This is a genomic window from Effusibacillus consociatus, from assembly GCF_042652925.1.
GTDB lineage: Bacteria > Bacillota > Bacilli > Tumebacillales > Effusibacillaceae > Effusibacillus > Effusibacillus consociatus.
Genome location: NZ_JBHSHC010000013.1, coordinates 25,887 through 51,184 on the forward strand (window position 1 = coordinate 25,887; position 25,298 = coordinate 51,184).

Consider the following 25,298-nt stretch of genomic DNA (forward strand, 5'->3'; position numbering starts at 1 on the left):
AGAGACACGCAACCTGAATACCGATCTCATTTTAAAGCGAGGGAAATTCTTATGAGTATTCTGGGAACTCTTGCGGATGGTTTATTCATTGCGATCCAAGTTCTTATAGGTGGCACGAGTGCTTACCTAGCGATCTTGGCTTTGTTTGGGCTGCGCCATAAAAAAGAGACCATTCAAAATTCCCCACAAAAGACATTTGCGGTGATTGTGGCTGCTCATAATGAGGCAGAAGTGATTGAGCCTCTGATCGATAATTTGAAAAAAATGGATTATCCAAATGAGTTGTATGATATATACGTCATTTGTGATAACTGTACAGACAACACAGCTGAGATCGTACGTAGAGCGGGGGCTATTGCCTGCGAACGTTTTGATGACACCAAGCGCGGGAAAGGATACGCTATTGAGTGGATGTTGGAACGATTGTGGGAACGAGAAAAGCAGTATGACGCAATTGTTATGTTCGATGCAGATAACTTGGCTGCTACGGATTTCCTCAGTCATATGAACGAGAAACTGCTGAAGGGAGCCCGGGTGATTCAAGGGTATCTGGATACAAAGAATCCTTATGACTCCTGGATTTCCATTTCGTATGCGATTTCGTATTACTTTACAAATCGGATGTGGCAGCTGCCGCGGTATAATTTGGGGCTTGCCAACGCACTCGGCGGTACAGGTATCTGTATTGACACTCCGTTATTAAAAGAAATGGGCTGGGGTGCCCATTCATTAACAGAGGACGTAGAATTCACTGCTCGATGCGTTGAACGCGGCATTTATCCGACATGGGCGCATGATGCGATCGTGTATGATGAGAAGCCGAATACGTTGAAAGCTTCTTGGAAACAGCGTATGCGCTGGATGCAGGGACACTTTGATTGTGCTTCCCGGTACTTATGGCCGCTCCTTGTGAAGAGCATTAAGACTCGAAATTTGGCAATGCTCGATGCAGCGCTTTATTTATTCCAACCGATGCGTCTGTTGATGATCCTTCTTATCTCGATCATCCTGTATTTGCAGCTTGTTATGCCGTCTTGGTGGGCAGTCACGGATATCCAAGAGAAATTGTTCCCTACCGAATTCTGGACAGTCGTGAGCATTTTGATCTATGGACAGTTACCTCTCGCCATGATTCTTGAGAGAGCCCCATGGCGTGCATATCTTGGACTGATTTTTTATCCGATCTTCTTGATTACCTGGTTCCCGATAACCGTAATTGCGTTCTTCACTAAAAAGAACAAGACTTGGAGCCATACTGCTCATACACGTTCCATCCGTCTTGAAGAGATGAGTCACTAAACGACCACATCGAAACGGCCTCCCGCAGAGGCCGTTTTCTACTTAACCAATGAGGTGGGAATCCACAATATGTTTGTGAAATGCTGGCTCTATTTTATCCTTGGACTTAGCCTAGTTGTGAAAATCGGACTTGTACTGACCAGTGGAGAGATGTATAACTTGCAATCAGATGATCGTGAATACTTGAAAACCGCTCAGATTTGGTTGGAAACCGGAATGTTTACCTATAACGATCCGAACCGACCGACAGTGTTCATTACGCCCGGTTTTCCCGCCTTTATTGCAATCCTGATGAAATTCATTGGAAACGGGTTCGTTTTGGAACAAACGATTCGAATTCTCCAAGCGGTTATGGTCATAGCAGGATTGTATTTTCTGTTTCTGATCGGGAAACGAATGTTTTCTGAAAAAGCTGCATTGCTGGCAGTAATTTTGTCTACCTTTTATCCACCTTTGTGGCTGGTATCGAATTTGATTTTGACTGAGTCGATGTTCGTCTTTGTACTGATGTTGCTTGTTTATGTCGCAATACGAGCTATGGAAACACCCTCATACAAATGGGGTGTTTTGTTTGGATTGGTTTGGGTGTTAACTGTTTATATCCGCCCGACGATAGCGTTATGGCCAGGGTTATTCTTCTTGCTGCTTCTTTACTGGAGACAAATTCCTTGGGCGAAATTGGTGAAGATAGGTGTTGTGACAGCGTTTGTGCTGATACTTTGTCTTTCCCCCTGGTGGGTCCGTAACTACCATGTCTCGGGCGGGCAGTTTATTCCTCTAACGAAATCCGGGGGAAATCCGTTGCTGCTGGGTACATTTCCCTATCATTTGCCCTCAATCGAGGAACAGCGTACGTGGCATAAGACCGAGAACCTCTGGGAGAACGACGAATTTGATTCAAAATGGGCGAAACAAAGAATTAAGGAGGGATTTCAAAATTCGTTTTGGTTTTATCTGAAATGGTATACAATCGGGAAATTCTCCAAGTTTTGGGGGGAGCCTTTTTATTGGTTACCCATTTTATCAATTCCAAAAGCGCTTGTATGGAGCTATCATCTTCTGCTTGTTGTACTAGGCTTTATAGGTATGTGGTTTTCCGTTAAAAATCGAGGGGCTGTGGCGGTTATGGTTTTATGCGGATATTTCACTCTATTACACATGATTTATTTGGCACATGAACGCTATTCCGTACCCCTAATGCCGTTTCTTGCGCTATTTACCGCCGATCTGGTGATTGCAAAAATTGCTTCTAAAAAATTAAGAGGGACAAATTGCTGAGGTGGGCTTTTATTCTTGACAATGGGGTCCACCTGCACATACGATTTTGGTAGATTTATGCAGTTCAAAAGGGGGATACAAATGCAAACCAAGTTGATTGTGCCGCAACCGCCTTCTTTTCAGAGTCCTGAAGAAGAACGCCGTCACCGCAAGGAGCGCTTGGCCGCCGCTTTTCGTCTGTTTTCATTGTTTGGATTCGATGAAGGGGTGGCGGGTCACATCACTGCAAGAGACCCGGAACTGACAGACCATTTCTGGGTGAACCCGTTTGGTATGCATTTTAGCCAAATCCGGGTATCCGATCTGATTCTCGTGAATGATCGGGGAGAGGTGGTGGACGGGAATCGACCGGTTAACGGGGCAGCATTTGCGATTCATTCGCAGGTTCATACCGCAAGACCTGATGTGATCGCTGCCGCTCACGCCCATTCCGTATACGGAAAGACCTGGTCGGCACTTGGTCGTTTACTGGATCCGATCACGCAGGATGCATGCGCTTTCCACAAGGACCATGCCCTTTTTGACGATTATACCGGGGTGGTTCTGGAGTCGGAAGAAGGTCGGAGGATCGCCGCTGCACTAGGGAATCATAAAGCGGTGATCTTACGAAATCATGGATTGTTGACTGTAGGGCGGAGTGTGGATGAGGCCGCGTGGTGGTTTATTACGATGGAACGGTCCTGTCAAGCGCAGTTGATGGCAGAAGCGGCCGGCAAACCTGTTTTGATCGAAGAATCAAATGCCGAATTGACACGAACTCAGGTCGGCTCGGAGCTGGCGGGGTGGTTTAGCTTCCAACCCTTGTGGGATAAGATCGTTCGTCTCCAACCGGACTTGTTGGAGTAGGGTGGCTGCCTCCACAATCAATGGTAGACAAACAAAGAACAGGAGCTGCCACCGTGTGGCGGCTCCTTTAATTCTTTACAGCATTTTCAGGAGCGCTTCCCGACCGGTCATCCCCGGTACGATTCCCAGTTCTTCCGCTTTCGCTGTTACCGATTCAAGCGGTAAATTCAACAAATCATCCAAGCTTCGAACGCCTACTGCACGTCCGGCAATGATTTCCCGATCGGCCAATTTTTCGTTCAGGAGTGCAACATCCAAGGCTCCGCACATGATATATCCTTTATCCGTTTTGATCGCGATTAAGTTCGTCTTGGGCAGTTCTACATGAACGCCGATTACGGTATGCCCTTCAATTTCAATCGGTTTTACGGTAACCATCATGGTTCCCCCCTTACACAACTTCTGTTATAAAATATGGGGCACAATCCTAATAATGTACGGCGGGTGCCCGTGAAAATAAATTAAATCTGTACTATACTGGTACAAGACTCATTAAGGGGGGACACGAATGAAAATTCTGCTTACGACGTTGAATGCGAAATATGTCCACTCTTCACTGGCTCTCCGCTATTTGCGGAGTTTTTCAGAACCGCATTTTCCGGGGATTCGCCTGGTTGAGTACACGATCAACGATTTGGCCGAGAAGGTCGCGGCCGACATTTATAAACAAAAGCCGGATCTCATCGGCTTCTCATGCTATATTTGGAACATTTCCGAGACTATTTCGGTGATCAAACGGTTGAAAAAAGTTCTTCCTGACACCAAGATTGTTCTCGGTGGACCTGAAGTCACCTACGAGACCAAGCAGTTTATGGAACAGCACCCCTATATCGATTTTGTAGTGGTTGGAGAAGGGGAGCAGACATTTCTTGAACTCCTGCAGGCTCTATCGGAGGGGCAAGGAGTCGAGGGAATCCGGGGCGTTACGTATCGTGATGGGGACTTGATCTGGGAAAATCCGCCAAGGCCGCTGCTGGCCGACCTGAATGTGATACCGTCCCCTTATCAACACAGGTTTGAGGAATTGGAAAACCGGATCGTCTACTTTGAATGTTCGCGCGGCTGTCCGTTCAAATGTCAGTACTGTCTTTCTTCGATTGAGGACGGGGTTCGCTATTTTGATTTGGACCGTGTCAAGAAAGACCTTAAGGCTTTAATTGATGCCGGTGTTCGGCAGATCAAATTCGTGGATCGTACCTTTAATATTCATAAACGCTATGCATTGGAGGTATTCCAATTTTTGATCGACAATCGGAAGGATACGACCTTTCACTTTGAAATTACAGCCGACATTCTGAAACCGGATGTGGTTGATTTCTTGAATGAACATGCCCCAAAAGGGTTGTTTCAATTTGAAATCGGGGTTCAGTCGACGAATGACCTGACAAATGAATTGGTGCAGCGCAGACAGAATTTCGAGAAGCTGTCGAACACGGTGACAAAAATCAGGCAAGGCGGCAAAATCCATCAGCACCTGGATTTGATCGCAGGTCTTCCGGAAGAGGATTACATGTCATTTCGCCAGACGTTTAATGACGTGTATGCTCTCAAACCTGACGAGCTTCAACTCGGCTTTCTCAAGATGTTGAAAGGGGTTGGGGTCAAGATTCGGGCTGCTGAACACGGATATGTGTGGAACGATGAGCCTCCGTACGAGATTTTCTATAACAATGTGCTGTCTTACGAAGATGTTCTCCGCTTAAAAGGCGTGGAAGATATTCTGGAACGCTACGGCAATTCCCGCAAGTTTAATGTTTCACTGCCCTATATTATTGCCGGGGAGTTTGAGACTCCTTTTGACTTCTTTCAAGAGTTTGCCGACTACTGGGAAGCTAACGGTCTGTTTAAAATCGGACACCGCCTGAAAGCTTTGTATGAACACCTCTATAACTTCTTGAAATCGAAAAATGCGCAGAACCTTGGTGTAATTGTGGAATTGCTAAAGCTGGACATCGCACTGCACGAACGATCCCGTCAATGGCCGGATTGGATCCGGCAGGAGCAAGACGACAAGAAGGTGGAGGAAACCTACCGCGTTCTGCAGGATGAGGAGTGGCGGAAAGCCAACATTCCCGTTCTTGCGAACGTGCCGTCCCATTTGTTGCGGAAAAACGCCTTTATTCTAACGCTGCACTGTGATGTTGCGAAAGCGGTTCTCCACCCGGAAACAATGCAAACCGGAGAAGAAAGGAGTACGGTTGTGGTCTTCTATGATGAACCCCACCGGCAAGCCGGGACAGCCGATTATTTCGTGGTGGAGCAGAATAGCACCCATATGCAAACAATTTGACGGCGACCTCATGGGTCGCCCTTTTTCTGCATATTCTAAGAGAGATGGGATTGGTATACTTTTTTAGTTGTTTATACTACAATTAAAACTGGATATTTTTACATATACAAGGGGGGCTGCATGTGGACAGAGTTACAACTATGTTTAAAGAATTGACCGAAGCAGCGGGCGCACCGGGACAGGAAGATGAAGTTCGGGAGCTGATGCGGGGTTATTTGGAACCTGTATCCGAAGAAATCCTGTCCGATAACTTAGGCAGCATTATCGCAAAGAAAACCGGTTCCCAGGGTGGTCCGAAGATCATGCTGGCAGGACACCTCGACGAGATTGCGTTAATGGTGACTCATATCAACTCCAAGGGGTATATCAAGTTTCAGCCGCTTGGCGGTTGGTGGTCGCAGGTTATGCTGGCGCAGCGTGTGGTAATAAAAACTCGCAAAGGGGACATTATGGGGGTTATCGGATCCAAACCGCCTCACATTTTACCGCCGGAAGAAAGAAATAAAGTGGTGCAAATCAAGGAGATGTTTATTGACATCGGTGCCTCAAGTGCGGAGGAAGCCAGAGATTTCGGCGTCCGTCCCGGTGACCAGATTCTCCCCATTTGCCCGTTTACATTGATGAACAACGAGAAATTCATGATGGGAAAAGCCCTTGACAATCGGGCCGGCTGCGCATTGGCGGTGGAAGTGCTCCATCAGTTGCAAGAGGTGCAGCACCCGAACACCGTGTACAGCGGAGCAACTGTACAGGAAGAGGTTGGATTGCGAGGGGCGACAACTCTGCCTCACGTTGTAGAACCGGATATCTTTTTTGCGCTGGATGTTGGGATCGCAGGTGACACACCCGGCATGTCGGAAGAAGTGATGCCGAACAGCAAGTTAGGGAAGGGACCGTTGATTGTGCTTTATGACTACTCGATGGTCCCCCACAAAAAGCTGTTGGATCTTGTGTTGGACACCGCCGAAGAAGAAGGGATTCCGGTACAGTTTGAATCTATGCCAGGCGGCGGCACCGATGCGGGAAAAGTCCATTTGTACGGCAAAGGAGTGCCGTCGCTCGTGATCGGATTTCCGACCCGCTATATTCACAGCCATGCCGCAATTATGCACCGTGACGATTTTGATAATGCTGCGAAACTGCTTGTCTCTGTCATCAAGAAGTTGGATGATAAAACATTGGCATCCATTCTGAAATAATGCAAGCCGAAACCTTCTTGGGTGCCGCCCGAGAAGGTTTTTTCTTTTTTTGGCGCATACTATAACCATTGTTTCAGGAGGGAACCATGAGAACCATCTTATTGAATTTTCCGTTCATTGCCTCGCTGCTCGCTACCGCGGTTGCTCAACTGGTGAAGGTACCGATCTTTTTTTTGACACATGGAAAATGGGATCTGAGGCAGCTGATCAATACCGGTGGAATGCCGAGCTCCCATTCGGCTGCTGTATCCTGCCTGGCTGTCAGTGTTGGTTTGACACAAGGATTTGGATCTCCATTGTTCGCTATTGCAGCGATTCTCGGGCTCATTGTAATGTACGATGCGATGGGCGTACGCAGACACGCGGGAGAAACAGCAATGGCACTGAATCAGCTGGAGGCGGATTTTGACAAGCATATCGAGGAAGAATACAAAGGGAAAACTCTCCGCGACTACCGGCGCAAACATAAACGGTTAAAGGAAATGCTGGGACACCAACCGATTGAGGTACTGGTCGGAGCAATGCTCGGGAGTGTATGGGCGCTGTTGTTTTATCAAGCCTGGAAGTGACTCGGAAATACTTCACCTAGGGGGTGCGGGGATATGGTGGACAACCAGCCGGAACTGATTGAAGAAACGTTAAGTGAGGTTGAGGATACAGCGGATGAAGCGATCCAAGCTGCCATGATCAAAACATCTATTCGGGCAAATATCGGCGGCGAGACGGCCGATCAAACCGCTTCCATGACAGAGGTTGCGGAACAAAGGGCTGAAAGGGAAGAAGGACAAAACAGACCGGCAAGCTATCCTGACGATCCGCAGCGCGTTGATTGAGAAGCTGCACACTGAAAGGGGGAATGCTTATGGAGCGTCAAAACCAGCCTGAAGAACCACCTGTCCCAAGTTTGGAGGAAGAAATCCGCCGCGCTGCAAAACAGGCGATCCCGGCGACGTGGCAGGACCTTGAACCGACGGTCGGGCAAGAGAGAACAGAGGCACAGCAGGACGGATTCCGGTATGATTACGATGACAATATTTAGTCACCGCGGTGCGGTGGCCGTTTTTTTGCCTTAGTCACACCAGGCACCTTCCCGTTCGATTTTTTCAATGACGGTTTGGATTGCCATCAATTTGTCGGGAACCACGTTGCTGCCGTAGATAATCATCTTGGCATCAGGATCTTTATCGGTGCCAATGGCGAAAAATTTTCCCTGAATGGTTTCAAACAGCTCGATTTGATACCGGCCTTTTTCGCTGTTGTAGTCATAGAGTTCTTTCTTTAAGAGTTCCGCCCCTTCAGGGAGTTCAACTGTGTGCCAGGTGTTTTTTTCAGACATTGCGATTCGACTCCTTCCCGTTGATTCCCCCATATTGTAGCATCTCTGGTACAATAAAGGCGAGTGGCTGTTGTTCTCTGCGGCGGCAGGCAGATTTGAGGTGGAATTATGAATGAGTTACATAAGGTGGTCGCGGCGAAAATCAGGTCTTCAAACGGGCGGATTTCGTTTGCCGAATATATGGATGAAGTCCTTTACCATCCGACATTGGGATACTACAATCGAGAGAACATGACAATTGGGGAGCGCGGTGATTTCTATACATCGCCAATGGTTCATCCGATTTTTGGACAGTGCGTTGCCCGACAGATCTTTGAATTCTGGCAGAGGCTTGGTTCTCCGGCTGCATTTACGGTTGTTGAAATGGGGGCAGGAACCGGTGCCCTGGCTAGCGACCTGTTAACTGAATGGGGAAGACTTGGAACAACCGGCGTTGAATTAGAATATGCAATTGTTGAGCAAAGCCCGGTTTTGCGGGAGACCCAAAGAGAAACTACGAAAGAAGTTAGTGGCGGGCGTATTTCTTGGCACTCCGCTTTGCAGGAGGTGCCGGGCTATGGTTCTTTGACCGGTGTGATTTTGAGCAACGAACTGTTTGACGCCCTCCCGGTACATCGATTAATTATGGAGAACGGGCACCTGCAGGAGCGATATGTGACCCTTCGTGAAACGGAGGAGGGGTGGATTTTTGAAGAAATCACCGGCCCGCTGTCGGATGCCAGATTGGCCGATATTCTTGACGAAGGCGTGCGGTCCCAATTGGAAGAAAGGGACCGGTTGGAGGTCTGTCCACTGGCGGGCAAGGTCATTATGGATATGGCAGATGCGCTGCAGCGCGGGTATATCCTAACGGTCGATTATGGGGATCTTTCCCCGGCAGTCTACTGGAAGTCTGTTCGTTCAGGCGGCATTCGATGTTATTACAAGCAAACGCTTGGCTCCAACCCCTACGAACGAGTCGGGGAACAGGACATTACAGCCGATGTGGATTTCAGTTATTTGCAGCGAGAAGGGGCGAACAAAGGGGTCAAGACGATTCGTTTTGTCACTCAATCGGAGTTCTTGGAGAAACTCGGATTTCTTGAAAAGGTAACGGAACTGCAGCGCTTGGCGTTTCGGGATCTGCGGGCCGATTTTGAATTGCAAAAGATGCTGACACTTTATTTGCCGCAGGGGCTGGGAGAAGATTGTAAAGTCCTGATACAAGAGAAGGGGAATTGATTTTGAAAAAAGTACTCTGTATGGATATGGACTCTGTGATTGTGGATTTGATGAGCGAGTGGTACGGGCGCTACAACCGGGATTTTGCGGATGATTTGACGGTGGAACGGGTGGTTCGTTGGGATGCGAAATCTTACGTTAAGCCGGAATGCGGGACAAAAATCTATGATTATCTGAACGAGCCCGGTCTCTTTTCCGTTTTAAAACCGGTGCCGCATGCGATTGAGGTTCTCGAAAGGCTGTCAAAACGGTTTGATATCCTGATTGTAACAGCATCCCCATCAGTTTTTGCTTACCGGGAAAAAGAAGAGTGGGTGGCGCAATATCTGCCATTCATCGGACGGGAAAATTTGATTTTTGCTCACCGGAAAAACATGATCTGCGGGGATCTCCTGTTTGACGATGCGCCTCACAATCTGCAGGCATTCCTCGATAGCGGAAGGGTGGCTGTGGCAATGGATTACCCCTATAACCGGGATGTCTCTTGTCTGCGTGTATCCGGCTGGCTGGAATTTGAGGAGAAAGTTGATTCTTTTTTGGCATTCGGTGGGCTCAAGTGATGGGAGAGGTGCGGATGTATGATGTAGTGATTGTCGGAGGCGGGCCCGGCGGACTCTCGGCTCTGATTTGGTGCCACCGGTTAGGCTTGCATGCGATTTTGCTGGAACGAAGCGATGAACTGGGCGGCCAACTGCGGGGCATTAACAATCCGATTATCGATTACTTAGGGATTCCGGCACCCAATGGCAAAGAGCTGCAGAAACGCTTTCTTTCCCATGTGAAAGAAGCAGGCAGCCTGTACGAATGTGGTGTTGAGGTAAGGGAATTGCGCTTGCACGAGAAACGATTGATTACGGAGGATAGCGAATACCGGGCCAAAGCTTTCATTCTTGCACTCGGATCACGGGACAGGAGGCTTGAAATTCCCGGCGAATCGGAGATGATTGCGCGGAATGAAGTCTATTCAGCCTCTCGCGACAAAGAAAAATTCAGCGGAAAAAATGTGGCGGTGATCGGGGGCGGAGACCGTGCCGCAGAAGGGGCTCTCCTGCTTGCTGAGAATGGAGCGAATGTCATTTTGATTCATCGCAATGAACGATTTCGTGCAAGAAAAGAGTTCTTAGATCCCGTTTTGAAGCATCCAAGGATCAATGTGCAGACAAATTCAGTTGTGCAGAAGATTGTAGGCAAGCAATGCGTAGAATCGATTGTGGCGAACACCCAGGGGACTTTGCAAGAAATTCCTGTGGACGCTGTGTTTGTGAGGATTGGTGTCGCCCCTAACAGTGATCTTTTGAAAGGTCAAGTGCAGTTGGATGAAGACGGGTATGTACGGGTGAATGAGGTTGGTGAAACAAGTGTGCGCAATATCTTTGCCGTAGGGGATCTCTGTACACGTCCACTGTTTTCGAGTATTGCAGGGTCGGCCGCACAAGGTATGGCAGCAGCCAAAACAATCTCCTGCCGGCTGGAAGCCGGGGAGGTGGCGGAATGACTTCTGGAAAGCCTACTACCTTTCAATTTCCGGGGGCTTACGGAGGTCAAGTGACCTTGTCGTTCGATCCGGCGAATTTGCAACCGGCGGGATATGTCCTCGTGATCCCTTTCTATCAAGGGAAACTGCTGCTTACAAAACATCGAACTCGCGGCTGGGAAGTTCCAGGCGGGACGATTGAAGTAAATGAATTGCCCGTTCTGGCGGCCATCCGGGAGACCTTTGAAGAAACAGGGGGGGAAATCGATGCCATCGAATGGATCGGGCAGTATGTAATAACCGAAGAGCGTAAAACGATGATCAAATCGATCTATATTGCGCGTGTGGCACGCCTGCACCCTTTGCCTGCCGATTTTGAGACTGAGGATGTTCGAATCTGTGACCAGTCGCCCAGTCCGGATGAGATCCGAAACGACGCCACATATTCTCCCATTCTTCGGGACAGCGTGTATCCCTATGTGATGGAACGAATTCGCGAGTTGGATCACCCTTATTCAAAATGACGGATATCGGGGGAAGATGGATGGAACGGTTCTGGAAAACGGATTCGGCAGATACTCCCATGGTGCTGGTGCACTATGGCAAGTTGATCGCGAATCTCGATGATATGGCGGAATTTGCCGAAGCCAGCCGGGTTAAATTGAGGCCCCATGCGAAGACACACAAAACGGCAGAGATCACACAACTTCAAAGAGAACGGGGAGCCATAGGAATAACCGTCGCAAAAATCGGGGAAGCGGAAGAAATGGCAATCCGAGGATGCGCGAACATTCTGATTGCCTATCCGATCATCGGACACTCAAAACTGAAGAGGCTACTGGCTCTTGCCGAACAAATTCAGGTTTCGACGATCATTGATTCTCTCGAGGGGGCCCAGGCTCTTTCCAGTTTTTTTGCGAGTCAGAACAGACGAATCGATGTCTACGTGAAAGTGGACAGCGGGCTGCAGCGATGCGGGAAAAAGCCCGGGCAGGAAGCAGCCGACTTCACAAGGCGGATAGCCGATTTGCCGGGGATCCGGTTGATCGGATTGCTGACTCATGCCGGACACGCTTACGGGGCTTCTGAACCCCATTTGCTTGAAAAAATCGCACGGGACGAAGCTAGGAGTCTGTTAGACACAGCGGCACTTCTCAATCAGGCAGGGCTTCAGGTTTCCGAGATTTCAGTTGGTTCTACGCCTACGGTTAAAATCTCAGGATCCGTACCGGGAGTCACTGAAATCCGACCCGGGAATTATGTGTTTTATGACATGACCCAAGTCCGGTTGGGGGTGGTGCCGATGGAGCGTTGTGCACTCCGCATATTGACCCAAGTCGTAAGCCGTCCGGCTCCTGATCGAATTGTGACTGATGCTGGTGCGAAAACACTGGCACTGGATCGGGGTGCTCACGGAGTGGAAGGAGTCTCGGGATACGGTTTGATTGTGGACTATCCTGCTGCGGAAATCGAGCGGTTGTCGGAAGAGCATGGAGTGGTGAAAGTTTCACCGGCTGACCCGATTCAGGTTGGGGATTTGCTCGAAATCATCCCAAATCACGCCTGTCCGGTAGTCAACCTGGCGGATGAATTGATTGTAGTGGACGATAGAGGACTCAGGGACCGATGGCAAGTGATTGCAAGAGGGAAGGTTAAGTGAAAACAAACACTCGTTCGCATATTCTCTTTGTGATACGCTAGAGTTGAAAATATTTGAAAGGATGTCGCCCTGTGGAAAATGATTTGTCGCAAAAGATTTTTGAGAAACTGGTGTCGATGGAAACGGATATGAAAGAAATGAAAGCGAACATCGGACAACTTAAATCCGATGTCACAGAACTAAAAGAAGGCCAAAAAAACATGGAGCGTATGCTGGACAGTCTCGCTGACATCGTGGGCGGCAAAATCACGCGAGTTGAAGTAAAAGTCCGGATGCTGGAGGAATATGTTGGAACCAGACTTGGTTAACCGATAAAAAATGAAGCAAGAACCCCTGCTTCCTTTGCTGGGAGCAGGGGTCCGTTTTTTATTAAGAAAAGCTTCAATCGAAGCATACCCTTGAGGATAGCGCGATACTTTGAGGAAGCTTTTCTTAGATATTAAGCAAACTCTTTCAGGCACTGATCAAACAGGGCGCGGTCGAGCGCAATGTCCTGATTGACAAGCGGTTCCGGCTTGTAACCCGGAATGAGTTCCTCGTAAGCAACGCGGTCTTCTTTGAAGATGAGGCCGGTGCAAAGACCGTTTGTTTCCACAACCTTTGCCATTGCCGCTGCACGGTTGGAAGAATCATAGTTCGGGTCATTGTCAAGGTTGACAATATTTTCTTTAAACCAGTCGTAGGTATTGATCTTGTTGAACGTTACGCAAGGGGAGAATACGTTCACAAGTGAAAATCCTTTGTAGTTAATTGCTTCTTCGATCAAATGGGTCAACTGGTTAATATCAGTTGAGAATCCCTGTGCCAGGAAGGAGATGCCGGCTCCAAGCGCCACTTGGGTTGGAGTCAATGCATGCTCGATGTTCCCTTCCGGGGTTGTTTTGTTTTTGAACCCGTGAGCCGAAGTCGGAGAAGTTTGACCTTTGGTCAAACCGTAAATCTGATTGTCCATCACGATATAGGTAATGTCCATATTCCGGCGAACCGCATGCATAAAGTGATTCAAACCGATACCGAAGCCGTCTCCGTCCCCGCCGGACGCGATGACAGTCAAATTGCGATTTGCAAGCTTAACACCTTGCGCAATTGGAAGTGAACGCCCGTGAATGCCGTGCAGACCGTAAGAGTTAATGTAACCGGAGATACGGCCGGAGCATCCGATACCGGAGATTACTGCAACTTCTTCAGGCTCTTTACCTGTATTGGCAAGTGCACGCTGGATGGCTGCCTGTACGGAGAAGTCTCCACAGCCAGGGCACCAATTCGGACGGACTTCATTTCGGAAATCTTTAACTGTTGCCATCTTAGAACAGCTCCTTACAATGGGAGTAAATTTCATGCGGCAGATAAGGGTTTCCGTCATATTTAAGCTGTGAGTGGAATTCTCCCTTAACACCAAAGAACTGCATCAGGTTCTTCAACTGGCCGGTGGCGTTGTTCTCAACAACCAGCACTTTTTTCGCTTTATCAACATATTTTTGAAGCGTTTCGGTTGGGAATGGGGACAGCACTCGAACTTGAGCGTGGCCAACACTCATGCCTTCCGCTGCGAGACGTTCCAAAGCTTCATCGATAACACCGATTGTGGATCCGATTCCGATTACCAGCAGATCCGGATTGTCAGAACCAGTATAGGATACAGAATTCGGCAGTTCACCTTGAACTTTGTTGAGGCGTTTATCCATCATCTTGATCCGGATTGCCGCATCTTCGGTTGGGCGTCCAACTTCAGTATGTTCGACACCGGTTACGTGGTGAATTCCGCCTTTTTGTCCAGGGAATACCCGCGGTGAAATGTTGTCTTCGGTGAACTCGTAACGCTTGAACAGCTTTCCGGGTTCAACTGCTGCAAGTTGTTCAGGAGTTGCCAACTTACCGCGGTTGATTGTGACCTTGTCGTACTCAAGAGGCTCTACTGATTGCTTTGCGAGTGACAGAGCAAGGTCAGTGATCAGTATAACCGGCAGCTGGTACTGATCAGCATAGTTAAATGCGTCAACCGTCATATAGAAACATTCTTCCGCTGTAGCAGGAGCAAGTACAATCTTTGGAATTTCACCGTGTGTACCGAACAGCACTGCATACATGTCAGATTGCTCATGTTTGGTCGGCATACCGGTAGACGGACCGCCGCGCTGAGTGTCAATGATTACGGCCGGAGTTTCTGTCATGCCGGCAAGACCGATCGCTTCCATCATGAGCGCAAGTCCCGGACCGGAAGTCGCAGTCAGCGAGCGAACACCGCCGTAACTGGCACCGATTGTCATCGTGATCGCAGCGATTTCATCTTCTGTTTGGATTACGTGTCCGCCAACTTTCGGGAACTTCTTGATCAAGTATTCCATCACATCGGATGCAGGAGTAATCGGGTAAGCAGGCATGAGGCGCGCACCGGCAGCCAATGCTCCGAGTCCGATCGCGTCATTTCCCATCATGAACAGGCGCTGTTTGCCGTCGCCCGGCTGAAGGCGGAATTCTGCGATCTCTCCGCCGTTTTCTTTCATAAATTCGATCCCTTTTTGGATCGCTGTCATATTGGAATCCACGACTTTTTGTCCCTTCCGAAGGAACATGTCGGAGATCAAGCTTTCAAATGTAGATGCAGGAAGACCGAGTACACAGGCAGAAGCACCCAGGGCCACCATGTTTTTCATGATTGCAGAACCGGCTTCCTCGGCAAATTTGGTTAAAGGAACGATAAAGAAACGCACGTCCAGTCCTTCAGGTGCAACCGGTTTGAATTTCTCATCGGCAATAATGACACCGCCCGGACGAAGCTCATGGGCATTAAAATCGATTGTTTCCTGGTCGAAAGCAATTAAGATGTCCAGATTGTCAGCGTTCGCTGGACGCGGTTTCGTGCTTACACGGATCTTGTAGTTTGTATGACCGCCTTTGATCCGGGATGAAAAGTGGCGGTACCCGTAAACAAAGTACCCGTTACGGTTGAGAGCGGTGGCAAAGATTTCACCCGTGGAGTCAATCCCTTCCCCTTGTTGCCCTCCAACCTTCCATGAAAGTTGTTCTAGCATCCTGTACACTCCCTAATGACTAATAGTGGCGCAGTGCGCCTATATACAAAACCTTGGACAACGCTTTCACCGTAATCTGTATCGCACTGTTATTGGCGTCGAATATCTATCAAAGCAGCGCGCAACAAGTTAATGGAAGCGACATCCGGTTTGTAAACAAACTCAATGATTTCCTGCCTGCGGTTAAGTAAAGATTCAACATCACGGCGGCGTCCGGGTGAAACGATCAATACATCATGTGTCGAGACAAATGAAGCAAGTTCTTCCAGGTTCATTCTGGTGGACACGTTAATGGTCATATCGAGACCCGCATTTTTCAAGGCGAGGAGAACCTTGCTTGCAAAATTGTCGGAACGACAGACGAGACCTACCCGTTTTCCGTGTGGAACCCGAGCGATCTTCACGATCGTTTCGAGCTGTGGATCCAAAGCAATTGCCAAAACCTGATTGCGGTTTTGGACCAGCTCTTTCACTTCTTCATAATGGAAGAAAGTGGTGACGACAAGGTCAGAGGAAAGTACTGTAGGAAGGTATTCTTCCGTTTTCAGTCGAAACTCATCCAACACAAGCGGCGTAATGGTAACTCCGGATCCAAACTGAAGCTTTTTGGCAAAGAAATCAACCTGTTCCCGGTTGCATTCAATAAATACAACCTGTACATTGTTAAGAAACTCTTTCTTTTCCTTGGCTCTCAATTCGGTCATCTCGACAAATTCGTCGATCGTAAATCCAAGCTGCAAACCCTCTTCCATCGCAATATCAATAATTTTATGCAAAAGGTCTTTGCGGTTCTCGATTAAAACCGCATCATCGCGATCGCACACAAATGTGCCCCGGCCTTGAACCGAGGTTAAAACACCTTCTGCTTCCAACTCTTGATAGGCTTGGCTGACCGTGTTCCGGCTAACCTTTAATTTCTCGGAGAGTTCACGCTCGGTGGGCAGCTTGTCGCCCGCTTTCCATTGTCCACTTTTAATTTCCGCCATTACTGCTTCTTTTACTTGTACATATAACGGAATTCCGTTTTTACGGACAATCGGAAACGGCATCAACTTCACCCCCCATATTGGTACTGCCAAAGAGCAATTGGACTAATCCATTAATCCAAGTCCCCTTTCGTTATTATTATACTCCAATACACGACTATCTGAAAGGGAAATTTCACATTTCGTTAAAATTTTATTGATTAAAAAAGATTGGAGTTGTTAATTATGAATCCATTGATTTACGGACATCGTGGAGCCTCTGCTTATGCGCCGGAGAACACTATTTCGGCATTTCGATTGGCTCAAGAAATGGGGTGTCATGGACTGGAGTTCGATGTACAGCTTACAAAAGATGGGATTCCCGTTGTAATTCATGACGAAAAAATGGACCGGACCACGGATAAACGTGGACAAGTGTCCACGTATACATGGAATGGGATCCAATCGGCAGATGCAGGAAGCTGGAAAGGAAAACGGTGGAAGGGGGAAAAGATACCTTCGCTTGAAGAGGTACTCGCGGAATTTAATGGAATGTATCTGAATATCGAACTCAAGAACTCCGAGGTGCCTTACCCCGGACTGGAAGAAAAAGTCGTTTCTCTGATTGACAGTTACTGTGATAGTAAGAAAGTAATCGTGTCTTCTTTCAACCATGAATCCGTTCGAAGAATAAAAAAATTGGCTCCCCATATTCGGACAGGAACCCTCTACGATCGGGAGCCGGCAAATCTATTTGAGTATCTGCAGTCACTGGGTGGCGATGCGGTCCACCCAAGCTACCGATTGGTAACAAAAGAAAAAGTGGAACAGTTTCATAAACTTGGTTTTCAAATTAATACATGGACAGTAAACAGAGCCTTCTCGATGAAAAGGATCCTGCAGATGGGAGTCGATGGCATCATCACAAATTATCCGGATCGGCTGAAATCCCTTATCACCACAAACGGCTAACACGAAAAGGCGACAAATCCACACGAGGAGTGCAGCTGGTAATCAGTTCAGCCATTACAACACCGGTGATAGGTGAAAGCAGCAGACCGTTGCGGAAATGTCCCGATGCCACATAAAGTCCGTCCAGCCCCGGCACCTGCCCCAAAAATGGCAGGCCATCCTGCGATCCTGGCCGCAGTCCAACCAGATTCCCGCTCCAGCCGAGTTTTCCAACCGATGGCATAATACGGGCCGCATCAGACAGCAATCGATTCAATCCCTGCAGCGTTGCAGTTTTATCAAATCCGGCCATTTCCATAGTAGCACCGATATAAAGATGACCAGTGACTTTCGGTACCATGTAGGTTCCATGAGTAAAGACGGTGAATGGCGTAACCGGTGTCGGAAAATCCGCCAGAATTGACTGTCCTTTGACGGGGAAGACCGGCAATTCGAGTCCTGCCATTTTCCCTACTATCCCACTCCAAGCCCCGGCGGCAATCACCGCCGCATCCGCTGCAAACGGCCCATTGTTGGTTTCGATACCGACAATCCGATCGCCTTTCCGCACAAATCCAATCAGTTCTGTGTGTTCTAGAAAAACGGTTCCAAGTCTCCCGGCAGCAGAAACTAGGGCTCTCAGAAACGCCATGGCGCGGATTTGGTGATCCTTCGGCAGAAAAAGGGCGCCATATGTAGAGCCAAACAAGTCGCCGACCTCTTTACGCAGGTCGTCATCTTCCAGCCACTCGGTTTTTTGGCCCGCAGCACTTTGCCATTCTCGTCGATCAAGCAGACTGCGACGATCCTCTTCCGACACCGCCAGCCGGAGTATGCCCGAAGTTTGCAGTTCGATATCTACACCGGATAGCTCTTTCAATTCCTGCTGGAGGTCTCTGAAAAGTGCCCGGCTAAGTATCCCGAGATCGAAGAGAGCACCCGGTTTCTCCATCTCGACCTGTGCACCAAGCATTCCTGCACCCGCCTGTGTGGACTCACTGCCAAGCGCGTTTTTCTCAATCACGACAGAGCGCAGCCCTCTTTTCGCCAAGTTATACGCGATCGAGCATCCAATGATTCCGCCGCCAACAATACAAACATCGTACCCTTGCATTCCCGTATTCCCCCTCACCGTAACATTCATCCTCGCGGCAGGCAGAAGCGCGGTTTATGTGGACTTCTATCCATCTTTTCCCGCAGCAGACGCGCTGCAGCCTCCGGATCCCGGTCCAGGGAAATGGCTCCAATCACCGCGATACCCGCACAACCTGTCGCCAACACCTGATCGATGTTCTCAGCCGTTATGCCGCCGATAGCCAAAACAGGAATGGAGACGGCATCCACGACCTCCTGGAGTCCTTCCACACCGCGGGGAGGCAACCCCGGCTTCGAATTCGTGGTGAAAATATGGCCATACGTTATATAACCAGCCCCCAGTTCTTCCGCACGTTTCGCTTCATCCACAGAATGAACGGAACACCCCAGAAGCATATTGGGACCGGTTGCTTTTCTTGCGGCATCTACGGGCAGGCTTTTTCCCGCAAGATGGACGCCGTTCGCATTTAAGGCGAGTGCGACGTCCACCCGGTCATTGATGAGCAGATTGGCTCCAGACCGGTCAATGGCCGGTTTTAGAATCTCTCCCAACAAATAGATATCGAGTGCCGGAGCCGATTTGTAACGGAGTTGAATCGCATCCACACCCCCGTGGAGTGCTTTAGCGACGATTACACGCAGTTCCTCCGCTTGTTTCATTCCATCTGTAATCATGTGCAATTGAAACCGTTGATTTGTTGACATGCAAGCTGCTCCTATTCGTTTTACTGCAATTCGGTTCTTACTCAACCGTTTCGTTGACTCAAAAACAAAAACCGCTCTACCTCATAGTGACAAAGAGTCTGTCGACGATGTGACTATGGGTGGATGGCGGCCAGTTTCACTCTACTGTACCAGTCTATTGTCTCTCATTGTAACACCCATTTTTAAACAGGGTCAATCAATGAATATGATTATTTGGGAACGGCAGAAAAAAACAGTTCATTGTATAAAAGAAGCTTCTTAAACTGTTTCAGCCTGTTGATTTGATATTCATTTCGGAGGAATAACTTCATATAATCATCTTCGTTTCGAATATAATGACCTTTGTCAAAAAATGTCATAAACCAGTTCGACACCGGAGAATTGAGATCCAAACACGGTTCCATGACAATGATTTTTCCATAAGGTTTTAATATTCTGCGAAACTCTTGCAGATAAGCATGCAGTTCCTCAGAGGGGATGTGATGCAAGACTGCCACGATCAGGATATAATCCACCGAATTGTCTGCAACAGGCACACGGTTCCTGTCAAACACTTGAAAACTATAATCGGGGTATAACCGCTGTGCATAGGAGATCCTTTGTGAATCACAATCCAATCCGAGATAAGAAGCCGGGGCAAACATTGAGCTGTTGGATCCTACCCCGCAGCCGAAATCGATAACCGTTTTTCCGTTAAAATCAAAATAATCCTGAATGACATTATGGATATATCTGTGGGTCACCCATTTGGGACGGACGAACCAATGGTACCATTTCGGTGATAATTCCATGCAGTTTTCATCCCGCCTTTCTGACGAATCCACCAGTTTTAAATTTCATGCTGCAGGCGGCTCATTTTCTTATATTCCGCAAGATAAAACGTACTGGTTACAAAGGAAAACAAGATGATGCACCACAAGAACAGTTGTCCGATAGGGGATTCCAAAATAAGCAAGAAAAAGGAAACATAAAACAGCAGCGTCGTTAATTTTCCGTACATATTCGCCGGCAGAATCTTTCCCATCCGAACTTGTGACACCGCCGAACCGATAATCATGCTCAAATCACGGACCACTACACTGCCGGCAGCCCACCAACTGATCGTCCCGGAGATAATAAAGGAGCCAAGGACCGAAATCATAAACATTTTGTCAGCCAATGGGTCAAGTATGACTCCCAGTTCAGTACTTAACTTGTACTTTCGGGCGAAGTATCCATCGGCTATATCCGTAAGTCCAGCCAGAAAGAGAACTGCAAACGCCAGCAGACTCTTGGATTCAAAATCGGAAAAGAAAACAAAAAGATAGACAGGAATCAAGAAGAGACGGGCGATTGTCAAAGTGTTTGGCAGATTCAACAAGTGCTCTCCTCACCCCTTGTACAATTGTTACAGAATTACTATCACCCCAAAACCTCCATGGGATACCGCATCGGGGATGGTAAAATTGGGTACGAAATATGTACAATAGAGGAAGCATGATGGAAAGGACGAGAGAAGATGTTCATTACCGATCAACATAGGCAGCAGATTCGGCAGTATTTTACGGAGATGAATCGCTGTGTCGAGATTTTGGAAAAAGTGGCTGACACGTCACGCGAAGATTTCTGTGCTGACGGAATCCTGCAGGCGGCTGGAGAACGCGCTTTCCATATTGCCCTTGAATGCGTTACCGATGTGGGAAATCTGATTATTGATGCATTGATTATGCGGGATCCCAGTTCTTACGAAGATATTGTGCAGGTTCTTGCAGAAGAGAATATGTTCCCGAAGGAATTTGCCCAGTCGTTCATGGAAGCCGTAAAATTCCGGCGTGTGCTTGCCCATGATTATTTGGAACGGGATATCGATCGATTGTTCTTCATGATACAGACTCATAAGCTGGAGTTTGCAGCTTTCCGGAACTATGTGGCCGACTACGTACAATTGGGGAGCTAGGCATGACGGAAGGGATCCGCGTTGAGCAGTTGAGCAAATTTTTCAGAGTGCATGAACGGGAAGCAGGTTTTCGCGGGGCGGTGCAAAGCTTGTTCCGGAGGCAATACCGTTTGGTAAAAGCGATTGAGGATATCTCTTTTCATATCGAACCCGGCGAGATTGTTGGATTCTTGGGACCCAACGGGGCCGGGAAAACTACGACCATGAAGGTGTTGACCGGGCTGCTGTACCCAACATCGGGTACGGTTGAGGTGGCGGGACATGTTCCGTTTAAACACGAGACTTCATTTAAAAGAAAGTTTTCACTTGTGATGGGACAGAAATCGCAATTGATATGGGATTTGCCGCCTATGGAGACTTTTTTGGTGAACCAGGCGGTCTATGAGATCCCCGATGAGGAATTCCGGCAGACTCTAGACGGCCTAATTGAGCTATTGGAGCTGGAACCGGTACTTCGCAAGCCCGTACGGCAGTTGTCTTTGGGGGAGCGAATGAAATGTGAGCTGGCTGCCTCTTTGATTCACCGTCCGCAGATTCTGTTTTTGGATGAACCGACGATCGGGCTGGATGTGAATATGCAGGAGTCGATTCGCCGGTTTATTAAGGAATACAATGAGAAGTACAAAGCGACAATTCTGTTGACGAGTCATTACATGGCGGACGTGGTCGCTCTCTGTAAGCGTGTTATTATCATCAATCGGGGGCAAATTTTGTATGATGGGGAATTGGATGCGCTGGTCGAGCGATTTGCACCCTATAAGGTAGCGAACCTGGTATTGAAACATCCGGTGTCATCTGAAGAATTATCGATGCACGGCGAAATTTTGTCCTCCGAATATCCCAGGGTCTCGTTGCGTGTGCCGCGTGAGGAAGTTTCTTCACGCTCTGCCGGAATTCTGGCGATGCTTCCGATAGTGGACTTCACAATCGAAGACCCGTCTATGGAAGATGTTATCTCGCGGGCGTTTGAGAGGGATTCGGATGCAGCGGCTCTTTCATAAGTACAGTCAATTAATGCGGGTGGCCTGGTTAATTCTGGTGGAATACCGGGGCGAAACTTTCTTTTACATGTTCGGTTCTTTTGTAACGCCGCTGGTGACGCTTGCCGTCTGGTTGGCTGTTTCAGGCGAAGGGACGGTGGGCGGATACGGGCAGGCTGATTTTATCCGTTACTTTTTAGCCGCTATGTTTGTCATGCGATTGACCATTTCGTGGGATGTCTGGGAGTTGGATGCGCAGATTCGGGAAGGTACGTTTTCATCCTACTTGGTTCGTCCCTTTAACCCCATTCACTGGCGGATTGCGGAGAATCTGGTCTATAAACTGTTCTATTTGGTTCTTATGGTCTTGGCGTGGGGAATTTCATGGATCTTTTTGCCGGTGATCCGGCTGGAACTGACGGGACTGCAGTGGGGCGGCGCCATTATCTCGGTTGTGTTTGCTGCAGCGATTCGTTATTTATTCGGTTACTGCATTGGATTGCTGGCTTTTTGGACCAACCGTTCAGTGGCTCTTTTCACATTGATAGACGGTATCGGATACTTTCTGCGCGGGTTGATAGCTCCCTTGGCTTTGCTGCCGCCGTTCGTCCGGACGATTGCTGAGATCAGCCCCTTTTATTGGATGCTCGGATTTCCGGTCGATTTGTTAACCCGTCCCTGGTCGGAAATCGATGTCGTACGCGGATTTATGTTTCAGAGTGTATGGTTGGTTCTCTGCTTGCTGATGTATGCAGGATTATGGCGGAGGGGTTTGAAGAAATACGGGGCTGCAGGAGGTTGATGGGATGTCCGGTGTAATGCGTCACTTGAGGATTCTTCGTGAGTTTCTCCGGGCCGCGTTGGTAGAGGAAATGGAATACCGTTCCCACTTTGTATCGAATCTTTTGATGACTCTGTTCGGAGTAGCCATGGCTGTGTTAACGGTGCAGGTCTTTTTTTATCAAACGAAAAGCCTTGGTGGATGGGGTTTCTATGAAGTGTTGATCTTGTTGGGAGTTTTTAATGCGTTACAAGGTTTTGTGGACATGGTGCTGCGGCCTAATATTGGCCGCATTGTGCAGCACATCCGCAAAGGGACACTTGATTTCATCTTAACCAAGCCGGTTGACAGCCAATTTTTCATATCGTTTCGTCACATTGGAATCTGGAAGTTTTTTGATATCCTGATGGGGTTGGCGATCGTGGCCTTTGGGGTATATGGGGCCGGAATTCGGTTGGAGTTTGACGACGTACTTTTGTTTATGCTGCTGATGCTTGCGTCGGTTGTGACGCTGTATTCCCTGTGGATGGGGGTCATGACGCTTTCTTTCTGGTTTGTGAAGGTGGAGAATATCTCGTTTCTGTTTTCTTCTCTGTTTGAGACGGGGCGGTATCCGGTTCAACTCTACCGGGACTGGTTGCGCTTTCTGCTTACCTATGTGTTTCCTGTTGCAGTGCTCACAACTTTCCCGGCAGCTTCGTTAATTGGAAAATTGGAATTCGGCCATGTCGGGATCTCAATCGTGATAGCGTGGGTCACGTTTCTTCTAAGCCGTTGGTTTTGGAAACGTGCTTTGCGGTTTTATACGTCTGCAAGCAGTTGAAACCGGTTCTTTCATAACTAAAGTGGCACGGTTGGAAATAACCATGCCACTTTCTTTTGGTCGATAGGAAATTATAAATTTTGTCCTATCGACATAAGGGCAACTAAGGCTCCACCTGCGCCAGAATCTTGGCGGAGCCAAGTTTTCTTTATCGCCGTCACTCCAAGATGTAGACGGCGATGCCTTTTTGGACTCCAAATTCAACTGCGGTTCGTATATCGTTGAAGAATACGTCGATATGTTCTCCTTTAATGGCGCCTCCGGTGTCCTCCGCGGTTCGAAATCCGATCCCTTCTATATATACTTTGCTGCCAAGAGGAATCAGCGCAGGGTCTACTGCGATGGTTCGTCCTTCAGCGGCCTGTTTCCCGGAATAGGTGATTCCGTAGCCCGGATCGCCGGGATGCTTTCCGGTAGATTCCGGTCCTGCTGTATAGGCCGTCAGTTTGCAGTTCAACGCCCGGCTATACCGGAGAGGTTGACCTGATCGGCTGTAGACGACTTGCTTTTGAGGGGCAAGCACGGGCTGGGTTGTAGCGACTGCCGGCTTTCCGGGAATGCTTAATTTTGTGCCGTGTCCAAGCTTTTTTAGATTGCCATCAGGGTTTATTTCTGTAAGCTGATCCAGATCCACTTGAAAGCGTTGGACGATTTTCCAAAGTGTATCTCCTGGTTGAACTTCATAAGTAAAAAAAGAACGAACGGGAGATAAGGTCGCTGCTGCGTGTACGGCACTAGGCGCTTCAGCAACAGCATGGGGATTGCTCAACAGTGTCGTTAAAGATAACACTGCCAAGGCAATCCTCCATCTGGGGATGTCCATCGGACGGTCACCTCATTTTTCTAGATTCTTTAGTAGGATGTACGGAAAAAAAACAACTATGCGGGTGAATTGAAGTTTAAGCCGAAGCAGGGATTAGGCGGAGAAAAAGTGAGATAAATGATTTCAAAACGGGAAACTTGAAGTGTTTTGTCGTTTTTTGTTCTGCCTATTAAGTTGAGTCTCCAGTCCGGTTCGTGATAGTATAACTTTTGTCGCCTCGCGAGAGAGCGAAGGAAAGAACAACAAGAGGACACCCGGCTAAGAACGTCACCGTCCATGGTGACACGCGGGATAGATCATCCTGATCTAAAAATTACCAGTTGAAATGGTAATTTGGATGTGTTAATATAGTGGAGTCGCTTTCGTGGAAAATGAGAGGATCTCCACTAAGAAAATCGTCATTCATGGCGATAACCTGGAGTGGATCATCCTGATCTAAGTCGTTCTTTGCACCGCAAGGGCACAAGTAACGCTAAGGCGCTAAAGCGCCAAGTCGTTCTTTGAAAACTGAATCGTGTAGGGAGCTAGGAAAACTAGTTTGGCTCGTTTGAGTCTAATTATTGATGGTAGCCCCGCTAAGAGCAACCGCATCCGTGCGGTCAAT

Annotated in this window: 29 protein-coding genes; 19 read left to right on the plus strand and 10 right to left on the minus strand. The window is 48.3% G+C overall.

Annotation, left to right across the window (positions count from 1 at the left end; translation table 11 throughout):
* Window positions 1-51 precede the first annotated feature (51 nt).
* The 3 genes from ACFO8Q_RS01720 (at window position 52) to ACFO8Q_RS01730 (ending at window position 3,423) form a co-directional block, all read left to right on the plus strand.
* Complete coding sequence (locus ACFO8Q_RS01720; protein ID WP_380023830.1) at window positions 52-1,299, plus strand: glycosyltransferase family 2 protein; 1,248 nt, start codon at window positions 52-54, stop codon at window positions 1,297-1,299.
* Window positions 1,300-1,368: 69 nt separating this feature from the next.
* Window positions 1,369-2,577 (plus strand): ArnT family glycosyltransferase, encoded by a 1,209-nt coding sequence (locus ACFO8Q_RS01725; RefSeq protein ID WP_380023833.1) that lies wholly within the window; start codon window positions 1,369-1,371, stop codon window positions 2,575-2,577.
* A gap of 81 nt (window positions 2,578-2,658) precedes the next feature.
* Complete coding sequence (locus ACFO8Q_RS01730) at window positions 2,659-3,423, plus strand: class II aldolase/adducin family protein (protein ID WP_380023834.1); 765 nt, start codon at window positions 2,659-2,661, stop codon at window positions 3,421-3,423.
* Between the two features lie 75 nt (window positions 3,424-3,498).
* Here the strand turns inward: ACFO8Q_RS01730 and ACFO8Q_RS01735 are convergent, their stop codons facing one another.
* A complete protein-coding gene (locus ACFO8Q_RS01735) occupies window positions 3,499-3,801 on the minus strand; it encodes a YunC family protein (protein WP_380023835.1) in 303 nt (100 codons plus the stop codon).
* 130 nt (window positions 3,802-3,931) lie between these two features.
* Here ACFO8Q_RS01735 and ACFO8Q_RS01740 point away from each other — a divergent pair, with 130 nt between their 5' ends.
* The 5 genes from ACFO8Q_RS01740 to ACFO8Q_RS01760 all read left to right on the plus strand — a co-directional run bounded on the left by ACFO8Q_RS01740 (window position 3,932) and on the right by ACFO8Q_RS01760 (window position 7,951).
* The gene (locus tag ACFO8Q_RS01740) at window positions 3,932-5,713 is read left to right on the plus strand and encodes a B12-binding domain-containing radical SAM protein (protein ID WP_380023836.1); all 1,782 of its coding nucleotides are present in this window, start codon (window positions 3,932-3,934) and stop codon (window positions 5,711-5,713) included.
* 140 nt (window positions 5,714-5,853) lie between these two features.
* A complete protein-coding gene (locus tag ACFO8Q_RS01745) occupies window positions 5,854-6,912 on the plus strand; it encodes a M42 family metallopeptidase (RefSeq protein WP_380023877.1) in 1,059 nt (352 codons plus the stop codon).
* An 86-nt stretch (window positions 6,913-6,998) separates the two neighbouring features.
* Window positions 6,999-7,481, plus strand: a complete 483-nt coding sequence (locus ACFO8Q_RS01750) for a divergent PAP2 family protein (protein WP_380023837.1) — start codon at window positions 6,999-7,001, stop codon at window positions 7,479-7,481.
* Between the two features lie 33 nt (window positions 7,482-7,514).
* Window positions 7,515-7,745: a hypothetical protein gene (locus ACFO8Q_RS01755; RefSeq protein ID WP_380023838.1), complete on the plus strand. Its 231-nt coding sequence runs from the start codon at window positions 7,515-7,517 to the stop codon at window positions 7,743-7,745.
* Window positions 7,746-7,774: 29 nt separating this feature from the next.
* Complete coding sequence (locus ACFO8Q_RS01760; protein ID WP_380023839.1) at window positions 7,775-7,951, plus strand: hypothetical protein; 177 nt, start codon at window positions 7,775-7,777, stop codon at window positions 7,949-7,951.
* A 30-nt stretch (window positions 7,952-7,981) separates the two neighbouring features.
* Here ACFO8Q_RS01760 and ACFO8Q_RS01765 read toward each other — a convergent pair whose 3' ends face one another.
* Window positions 7,982-8,248, minus strand: coding sequence for a hypothetical protein (locus ACFO8Q_RS01765; protein ID WP_380023841.1), 267 nt, complete (start codon window positions 8,246-8,248; stop codon window positions 7,982-7,984).
* A 108-nt stretch (window positions 8,249-8,356) separates the two neighbouring features.
* On the opposite strand from ACFO8Q_RS01765, the gene ACFO8Q_RS01770 reads away from it, so the two are divergent.
* The 6 genes from ACFO8Q_RS01770 to ACFO8Q_RS01795 all read left to right on the plus strand — a co-directional run bounded on the left by ACFO8Q_RS01770 (window position 8,357) and on the right by ACFO8Q_RS01795 (window position 12,911).
* Complete coding sequence (locus ACFO8Q_RS01770) at window positions 8,357-9,469, plus strand: class I SAM-dependent methyltransferase (protein WP_380023843.1); 1,113 nt, start codon at window positions 8,357-8,359, stop codon at window positions 9,467-9,469.
* Between the two features lie 2 nt (window positions 9,470-9,471).
* Entirely contained in the window at window positions 9,472-10,029 is a 558-nt protein-coding gene (locus tag ACFO8Q_RS01775; protein WP_380023844.1) for a 5' nucleotidase, NT5C type, read from the plus strand.
* 14 nt (window positions 10,030-10,043) lie between these two features.
* Window positions 10,044-10,964, plus strand: coding sequence for an NAD(P)/FAD-dependent oxidoreductase (locus ACFO8Q_RS01780; protein ID WP_380023846.1), 921 nt, complete (start codon window positions 10,044-10,046; stop codon window positions 10,962-10,964).
* Window positions 10,961-11,467, plus strand: a complete 507-nt coding sequence (locus tag ACFO8Q_RS01785) for an NUDIX domain-containing protein (RefSeq protein WP_380023847.1) — start codon at window positions 10,961-10,963, stop codon at window positions 11,465-11,467. Before ACFO8Q_RS01780 ends, ACFO8Q_RS01785 begins: the two co-directional genes overlap by 4 nt.
* 20 nt (window positions 11,468-11,487) lie before the next feature.
* The gene (locus tag ACFO8Q_RS01790) at window positions 11,488-12,603 is read left to right on the plus strand and encodes an alanine racemase (protein ID WP_380023849.1); all 1,116 of its coding nucleotides are present in this window, start codon (window positions 11,488-11,490) and stop codon (window positions 12,601-12,603) included.
* A gap of 71 nt (window positions 12,604-12,674) precedes the next feature.
* A complete protein-coding gene (locus tag ACFO8Q_RS01795) occupies window positions 12,675-12,911 on the plus strand; it encodes a hypothetical protein (RefSeq protein WP_380023851.1) in 237 nt (78 codons plus the stop codon).
* Window positions 12,912-13,042: 131 nt separating this feature from the next.
* On the opposite strand, the gene ACFO8Q_RS01800 is transcribed toward ACFO8Q_RS01795, so the two are convergent.
* The 3 genes from ACFO8Q_RS01800 to ACFO8Q_RS01810 all read right to left on the minus strand — a co-directional run bounded on the left by ACFO8Q_RS01800 (window position 13,043) and on the right by ACFO8Q_RS01810 (window position 16,684).
* Window positions 13,043-13,906 (minus strand): 2-oxoacid:ferredoxin oxidoreductase subunit beta, encoded by an 864-nt coding sequence (locus ACFO8Q_RS01800; protein ID WP_380023854.1) that lies wholly within the window; start codon window positions 13,904-13,906, stop codon window positions 13,043-13,045.
* A gap of 1 nt (window position 13,907) precedes the next feature.
* The gene (locus ACFO8Q_RS01805; protein ID WP_380023855.1) at window positions 13,908-15,635 is read right to left on the minus strand and encodes a 2-oxoacid:acceptor oxidoreductase subunit alpha; all 1,728 of its coding nucleotides are present in this window, start codon (window positions 15,633-15,635) and stop codon (window positions 13,908-13,910) included.
* Between the two features lie 89 nt (window positions 15,636-15,724).
* Window positions 15,725-16,684: a GntR family transcriptional regulator gene (locus ACFO8Q_RS01810; protein ID WP_380023857.1), complete on the minus strand. Its 960-nt coding sequence runs from the start codon at window positions 16,682-16,684 to the stop codon at window positions 15,725-15,727.
* Between the two features lie 162 nt (window positions 16,685-16,846).
* Here ACFO8Q_RS01810 and ACFO8Q_RS01815 point away from each other — a divergent pair, with 162 nt between their 5' ends.
* Complete coding sequence (locus ACFO8Q_RS01815; RefSeq protein ID WP_380023860.1) at window positions 16,847-17,572, plus strand: glycerophosphodiester phosphodiesterase; 726 nt, start codon at window positions 16,847-16,849, stop codon at window positions 17,570-17,572.
* Here the strand turns inward: ACFO8Q_RS01815 and thiO are convergent.
* From thiO to ACFO8Q_RS01835, 4 genes are all read right to left on the minus strand, one after another.
* Window positions 17,556-18,665, minus strand: a complete 1,110-nt coding sequence (gene thiO, locus ACFO8Q_RS01820) for a glycine oxidase ThiO (protein ID WP_380023862.1) — start codon at window positions 18,663-18,665, stop codon at window positions 17,556-17,558. The two genes, ACFO8Q_RS01815 and thiO, sit on opposite strands and share 17 nt — an antisense overlap.
* A gap of 26 nt (window positions 18,666-18,691) precedes the next feature.
* Window positions 18,692-19,351, minus strand: coding sequence for a thiamine phosphate synthase (gene thiE / locus ACFO8Q_RS01825; RefSeq protein WP_380023865.1), 660 nt, complete (start codon window positions 19,349-19,351; stop codon window positions 18,692-18,694).
* A gap of 209 nt (window positions 19,352-19,560) precedes the next feature.
* Window positions 19,561-20,142 (minus strand): class I SAM-dependent methyltransferase, encoded by a 582-nt coding sequence (locus ACFO8Q_RS01830; protein ID WP_380023866.1) that lies wholly within the window; start codon window positions 20,140-20,142, stop codon window positions 19,561-19,563.
* A 38-nt stretch (window positions 20,143-20,180) separates the two neighbouring features.
* Entirely contained in the window at window positions 20,181-20,708 is a 528-nt protein-coding gene (locus ACFO8Q_RS01835; protein ID WP_380023868.1) for a CDP-alcohol phosphatidyltransferase family protein, read from the minus strand.
* Between the two features lie 141 nt (window positions 20,709-20,849).
* On the opposite strand from ACFO8Q_RS01835, the gene hepT reads away from it, so the two are divergent.
* The 4 genes from hepT to ACFO8Q_RS01855 are packed head-to-tail and all read left to right on the plus strand — an operon-like array spanning window position 20,850 to window position 23,871.
* Complete coding sequence (hepT, locus tag ACFO8Q_RS01840; protein WP_380023869.1) at window positions 20,850-21,287, plus strand: type VII toxin-antitoxin system HepT family RNase toxin; 438 nt, start codon at window positions 20,850-20,852, stop codon at window positions 21,285-21,287.
* A gap of 2 nt (window positions 21,288-21,289) precedes the next feature.
* A complete protein-coding gene (locus tag ACFO8Q_RS01845) occupies window positions 21,290-22,288 on the plus strand; it encodes an ABC transporter ATP-binding protein (protein ID WP_380023871.1) in 999 nt (332 codons plus the stop codon).
* Window positions 22,269-23,069, plus strand: coding sequence for an ABC transporter permease (locus ACFO8Q_RS01850; RefSeq protein WP_380023872.1), 801 nt, complete (start codon window positions 22,269-22,271; stop codon window positions 23,067-23,069). Before ACFO8Q_RS01845 ends, ACFO8Q_RS01850 begins: the two co-directional genes overlap by 20 nt.
* Before the next feature lie 4 nt (window positions 23,070-23,073).
* Window positions 23,074-23,871, plus strand: coding sequence for an ABC transporter permease (locus tag ACFO8Q_RS01855; protein WP_380023874.1), 798 nt, complete (start codon window positions 23,074-23,076; stop codon window positions 23,869-23,871).
* Window positions 23,872-24,028: 157 nt separating this feature from the next.
* Here the strand turns inward: ACFO8Q_RS01855 and ACFO8Q_RS01860 are convergent, their stop codons facing one another.
* A complete protein-coding gene (locus ACFO8Q_RS01860) occupies window positions 24,029-24,661 on the minus strand; it encodes a 3D domain-containing protein (RefSeq protein WP_380023878.1) in 633 nt (210 codons plus the stop codon).
* Window positions 24,662-25,298 lie beyond the last annotated feature (637 nt).

What these genes read in the sequence shown, in the direction of transcription:
- hepT (WP_380023869.1), top strand. Translation starts at nt 20,850, where the DNA reads ATGTTCATTACCGATCAACATAGGCAGCAGATTCGGCAGTATTTTACG.
- ACFO8Q_RS01745 (WP_380023877.1), top strand. Translation starts at nt 5,854, where the DNA reads ATGTTTAAAGAATTGACCGAAGCAGCGGGCGCACCGGGACAGGAAGAT.
- ACFO8Q_RS01850 (WP_380023872.1), top strand. Translation starts at nt 22,269, where the DNA reads ATGCAGCGGCTCTTTCATAAGTACAGTCAATTAATGCGGGTGGCCTGG.
- ACFO8Q_RS01720 (WP_380023830.1), top strand. Translation starts at nt 52, where the DNA reads ATGAGTATTCTGGGAACTCTTGCGGATGGTTTATTCATTGCGATCCAA.
- ACFO8Q_RS01800 (WP_380023854.1), bottom strand. Translation starts at nt 13,906, where the DNA reads ATGGCAACAGTTAAAGATTTCCGAAATGAAGTCCGTCCGAATTGGTGC.
- ACFO8Q_RS01770 (WP_380023843.1), top strand. Translation starts at nt 8,357, where the DNA reads ATGAATGAGTTACATAAGGTGGTCGCGGCGAAAATCAGGTCTTCAAAC.
- ACFO8Q_RS01780 (WP_380023846.1), top strand. Translation starts at nt 10,044, where the DNA reads ATGTATGATGTAGTGATTGTCGGAGGCGGGCCCGGCGGACTCTCGGCT.
- ACFO8Q_RS01755 (WP_380023838.1), top strand. Translation starts at nt 7,515, where the DNA reads ATGGTGGACAACCAGCCGGAACTGATTGAAGAAACGTTAAGTGAGGTT.
- thiE (WP_380023865.1), bottom strand. Translation starts at nt 19,351, where the DNA reads ATGTCAACAAATCAACGGTTTCAATTGCACATGATTACAGATGGAATG.
- ACFO8Q_RS01805 (WP_380023855.1), bottom strand. Translation starts at nt 15,635, where the DNA reads ATGCTAGAACAACTTTCATGGAAGGTTGGAGGGCAACAAGGGGAAGGG.
- ACFO8Q_RS01810 (WP_380023857.1), bottom strand. Translation starts at nt 16,684, where the DNA reads ATGCCGTTTCCGATTGTCCGTAAAAACGGAATTCCGTTATATGTACAA.
- ACFO8Q_RS01785 (WP_380023847.1), top strand. Translation starts at nt 10,961, where the DNA reads ATGACTTCTGGAAAGCCTACTACCTTTCAATTTCCGGGGGCTTACGGA.
- ACFO8Q_RS01735 (WP_380023835.1), bottom strand. Translation starts at nt 3,801, where the DNA reads ATGGTTACCGTAAAACCGATTGAAATTGAAGGGCATACCGTAATCGGC.
- thiO (WP_380023862.1), bottom strand. Translation starts at nt 18,665, where the DNA reads ATGCAAGGGTACGATGTTTGTATTGTTGGCGGCGGAATCATTGGATGC.
- ACFO8Q_RS01855 (WP_380023874.1), top strand. Translation starts at nt 23,074, where the DNA reads ATGTCCGGTGTAATGCGTCACTTGAGGATTCTTCGTGAGTTTCTCCGG.
- ACFO8Q_RS01815 (WP_380023860.1), top strand. Translation starts at nt 16,847, where the DNA reads ATGAATCCATTGATTTACGGACATCGTGGAGCCTCTGCTTATGCGCCG.
- ACFO8Q_RS01740 (WP_380023836.1), top strand. Translation starts at nt 3,932, where the DNA reads ATGAAAATTCTGCTTACGACGTTGAATGCGAAATATGTCCACTCTTCA.
- ACFO8Q_RS01830 (WP_380023866.1), bottom strand. Translation starts at nt 20,142, where the DNA reads ATGGAATTATCACCGAAATGGTACCATTGGTTCGTCCGTCCCAAATGG.
- ACFO8Q_RS01725 (WP_380023833.1), top strand. Translation starts at nt 1,369, where the DNA reads ATGTTTGTGAAATGCTGGCTCTATTTTATCCTTGGACTTAGCCTAGTT.
- ACFO8Q_RS01845 (WP_380023871.1), top strand. Translation starts at nt 21,290, where the DNA reads ATGACGGAAGGGATCCGCGTTGAGCAGTTGAGCAAATTTTTCAGAGTG.
- ACFO8Q_RS01790 (WP_380023849.1), top strand. Translation starts at nt 11,488, where the DNA reads ATGGAACGGTTCTGGAAAACGGATTCGGCAGATACTCCCATGGTGCTG.
- ACFO8Q_RS01730 (WP_380023834.1), top strand. Translation starts at nt 2,659, where the DNA reads ATGCAAACCAAGTTGATTGTGCCGCAACCGCCTTCTTTTCAGAGTCCT.
- ACFO8Q_RS01765 (WP_380023841.1), bottom strand. Translation starts at nt 8,248, where the DNA reads ATGTCTGAAAAAAACACCTGGCACACAGTTGAACTCCCTGAAGGGGCG.
- ACFO8Q_RS01760 (WP_380023839.1), top strand. Translation starts at nt 7,775, where the DNA reads ATGGAGCGTCAAAACCAGCCTGAAGAACCACCTGTCCCAAGTTTGGAG.
- ACFO8Q_RS01750 (WP_380023837.1), top strand. Translation starts at nt 6,999, where the DNA reads ATGAGAACCATCTTATTGAATTTTCCGTTCATTGCCTCGCTGCTCGCT.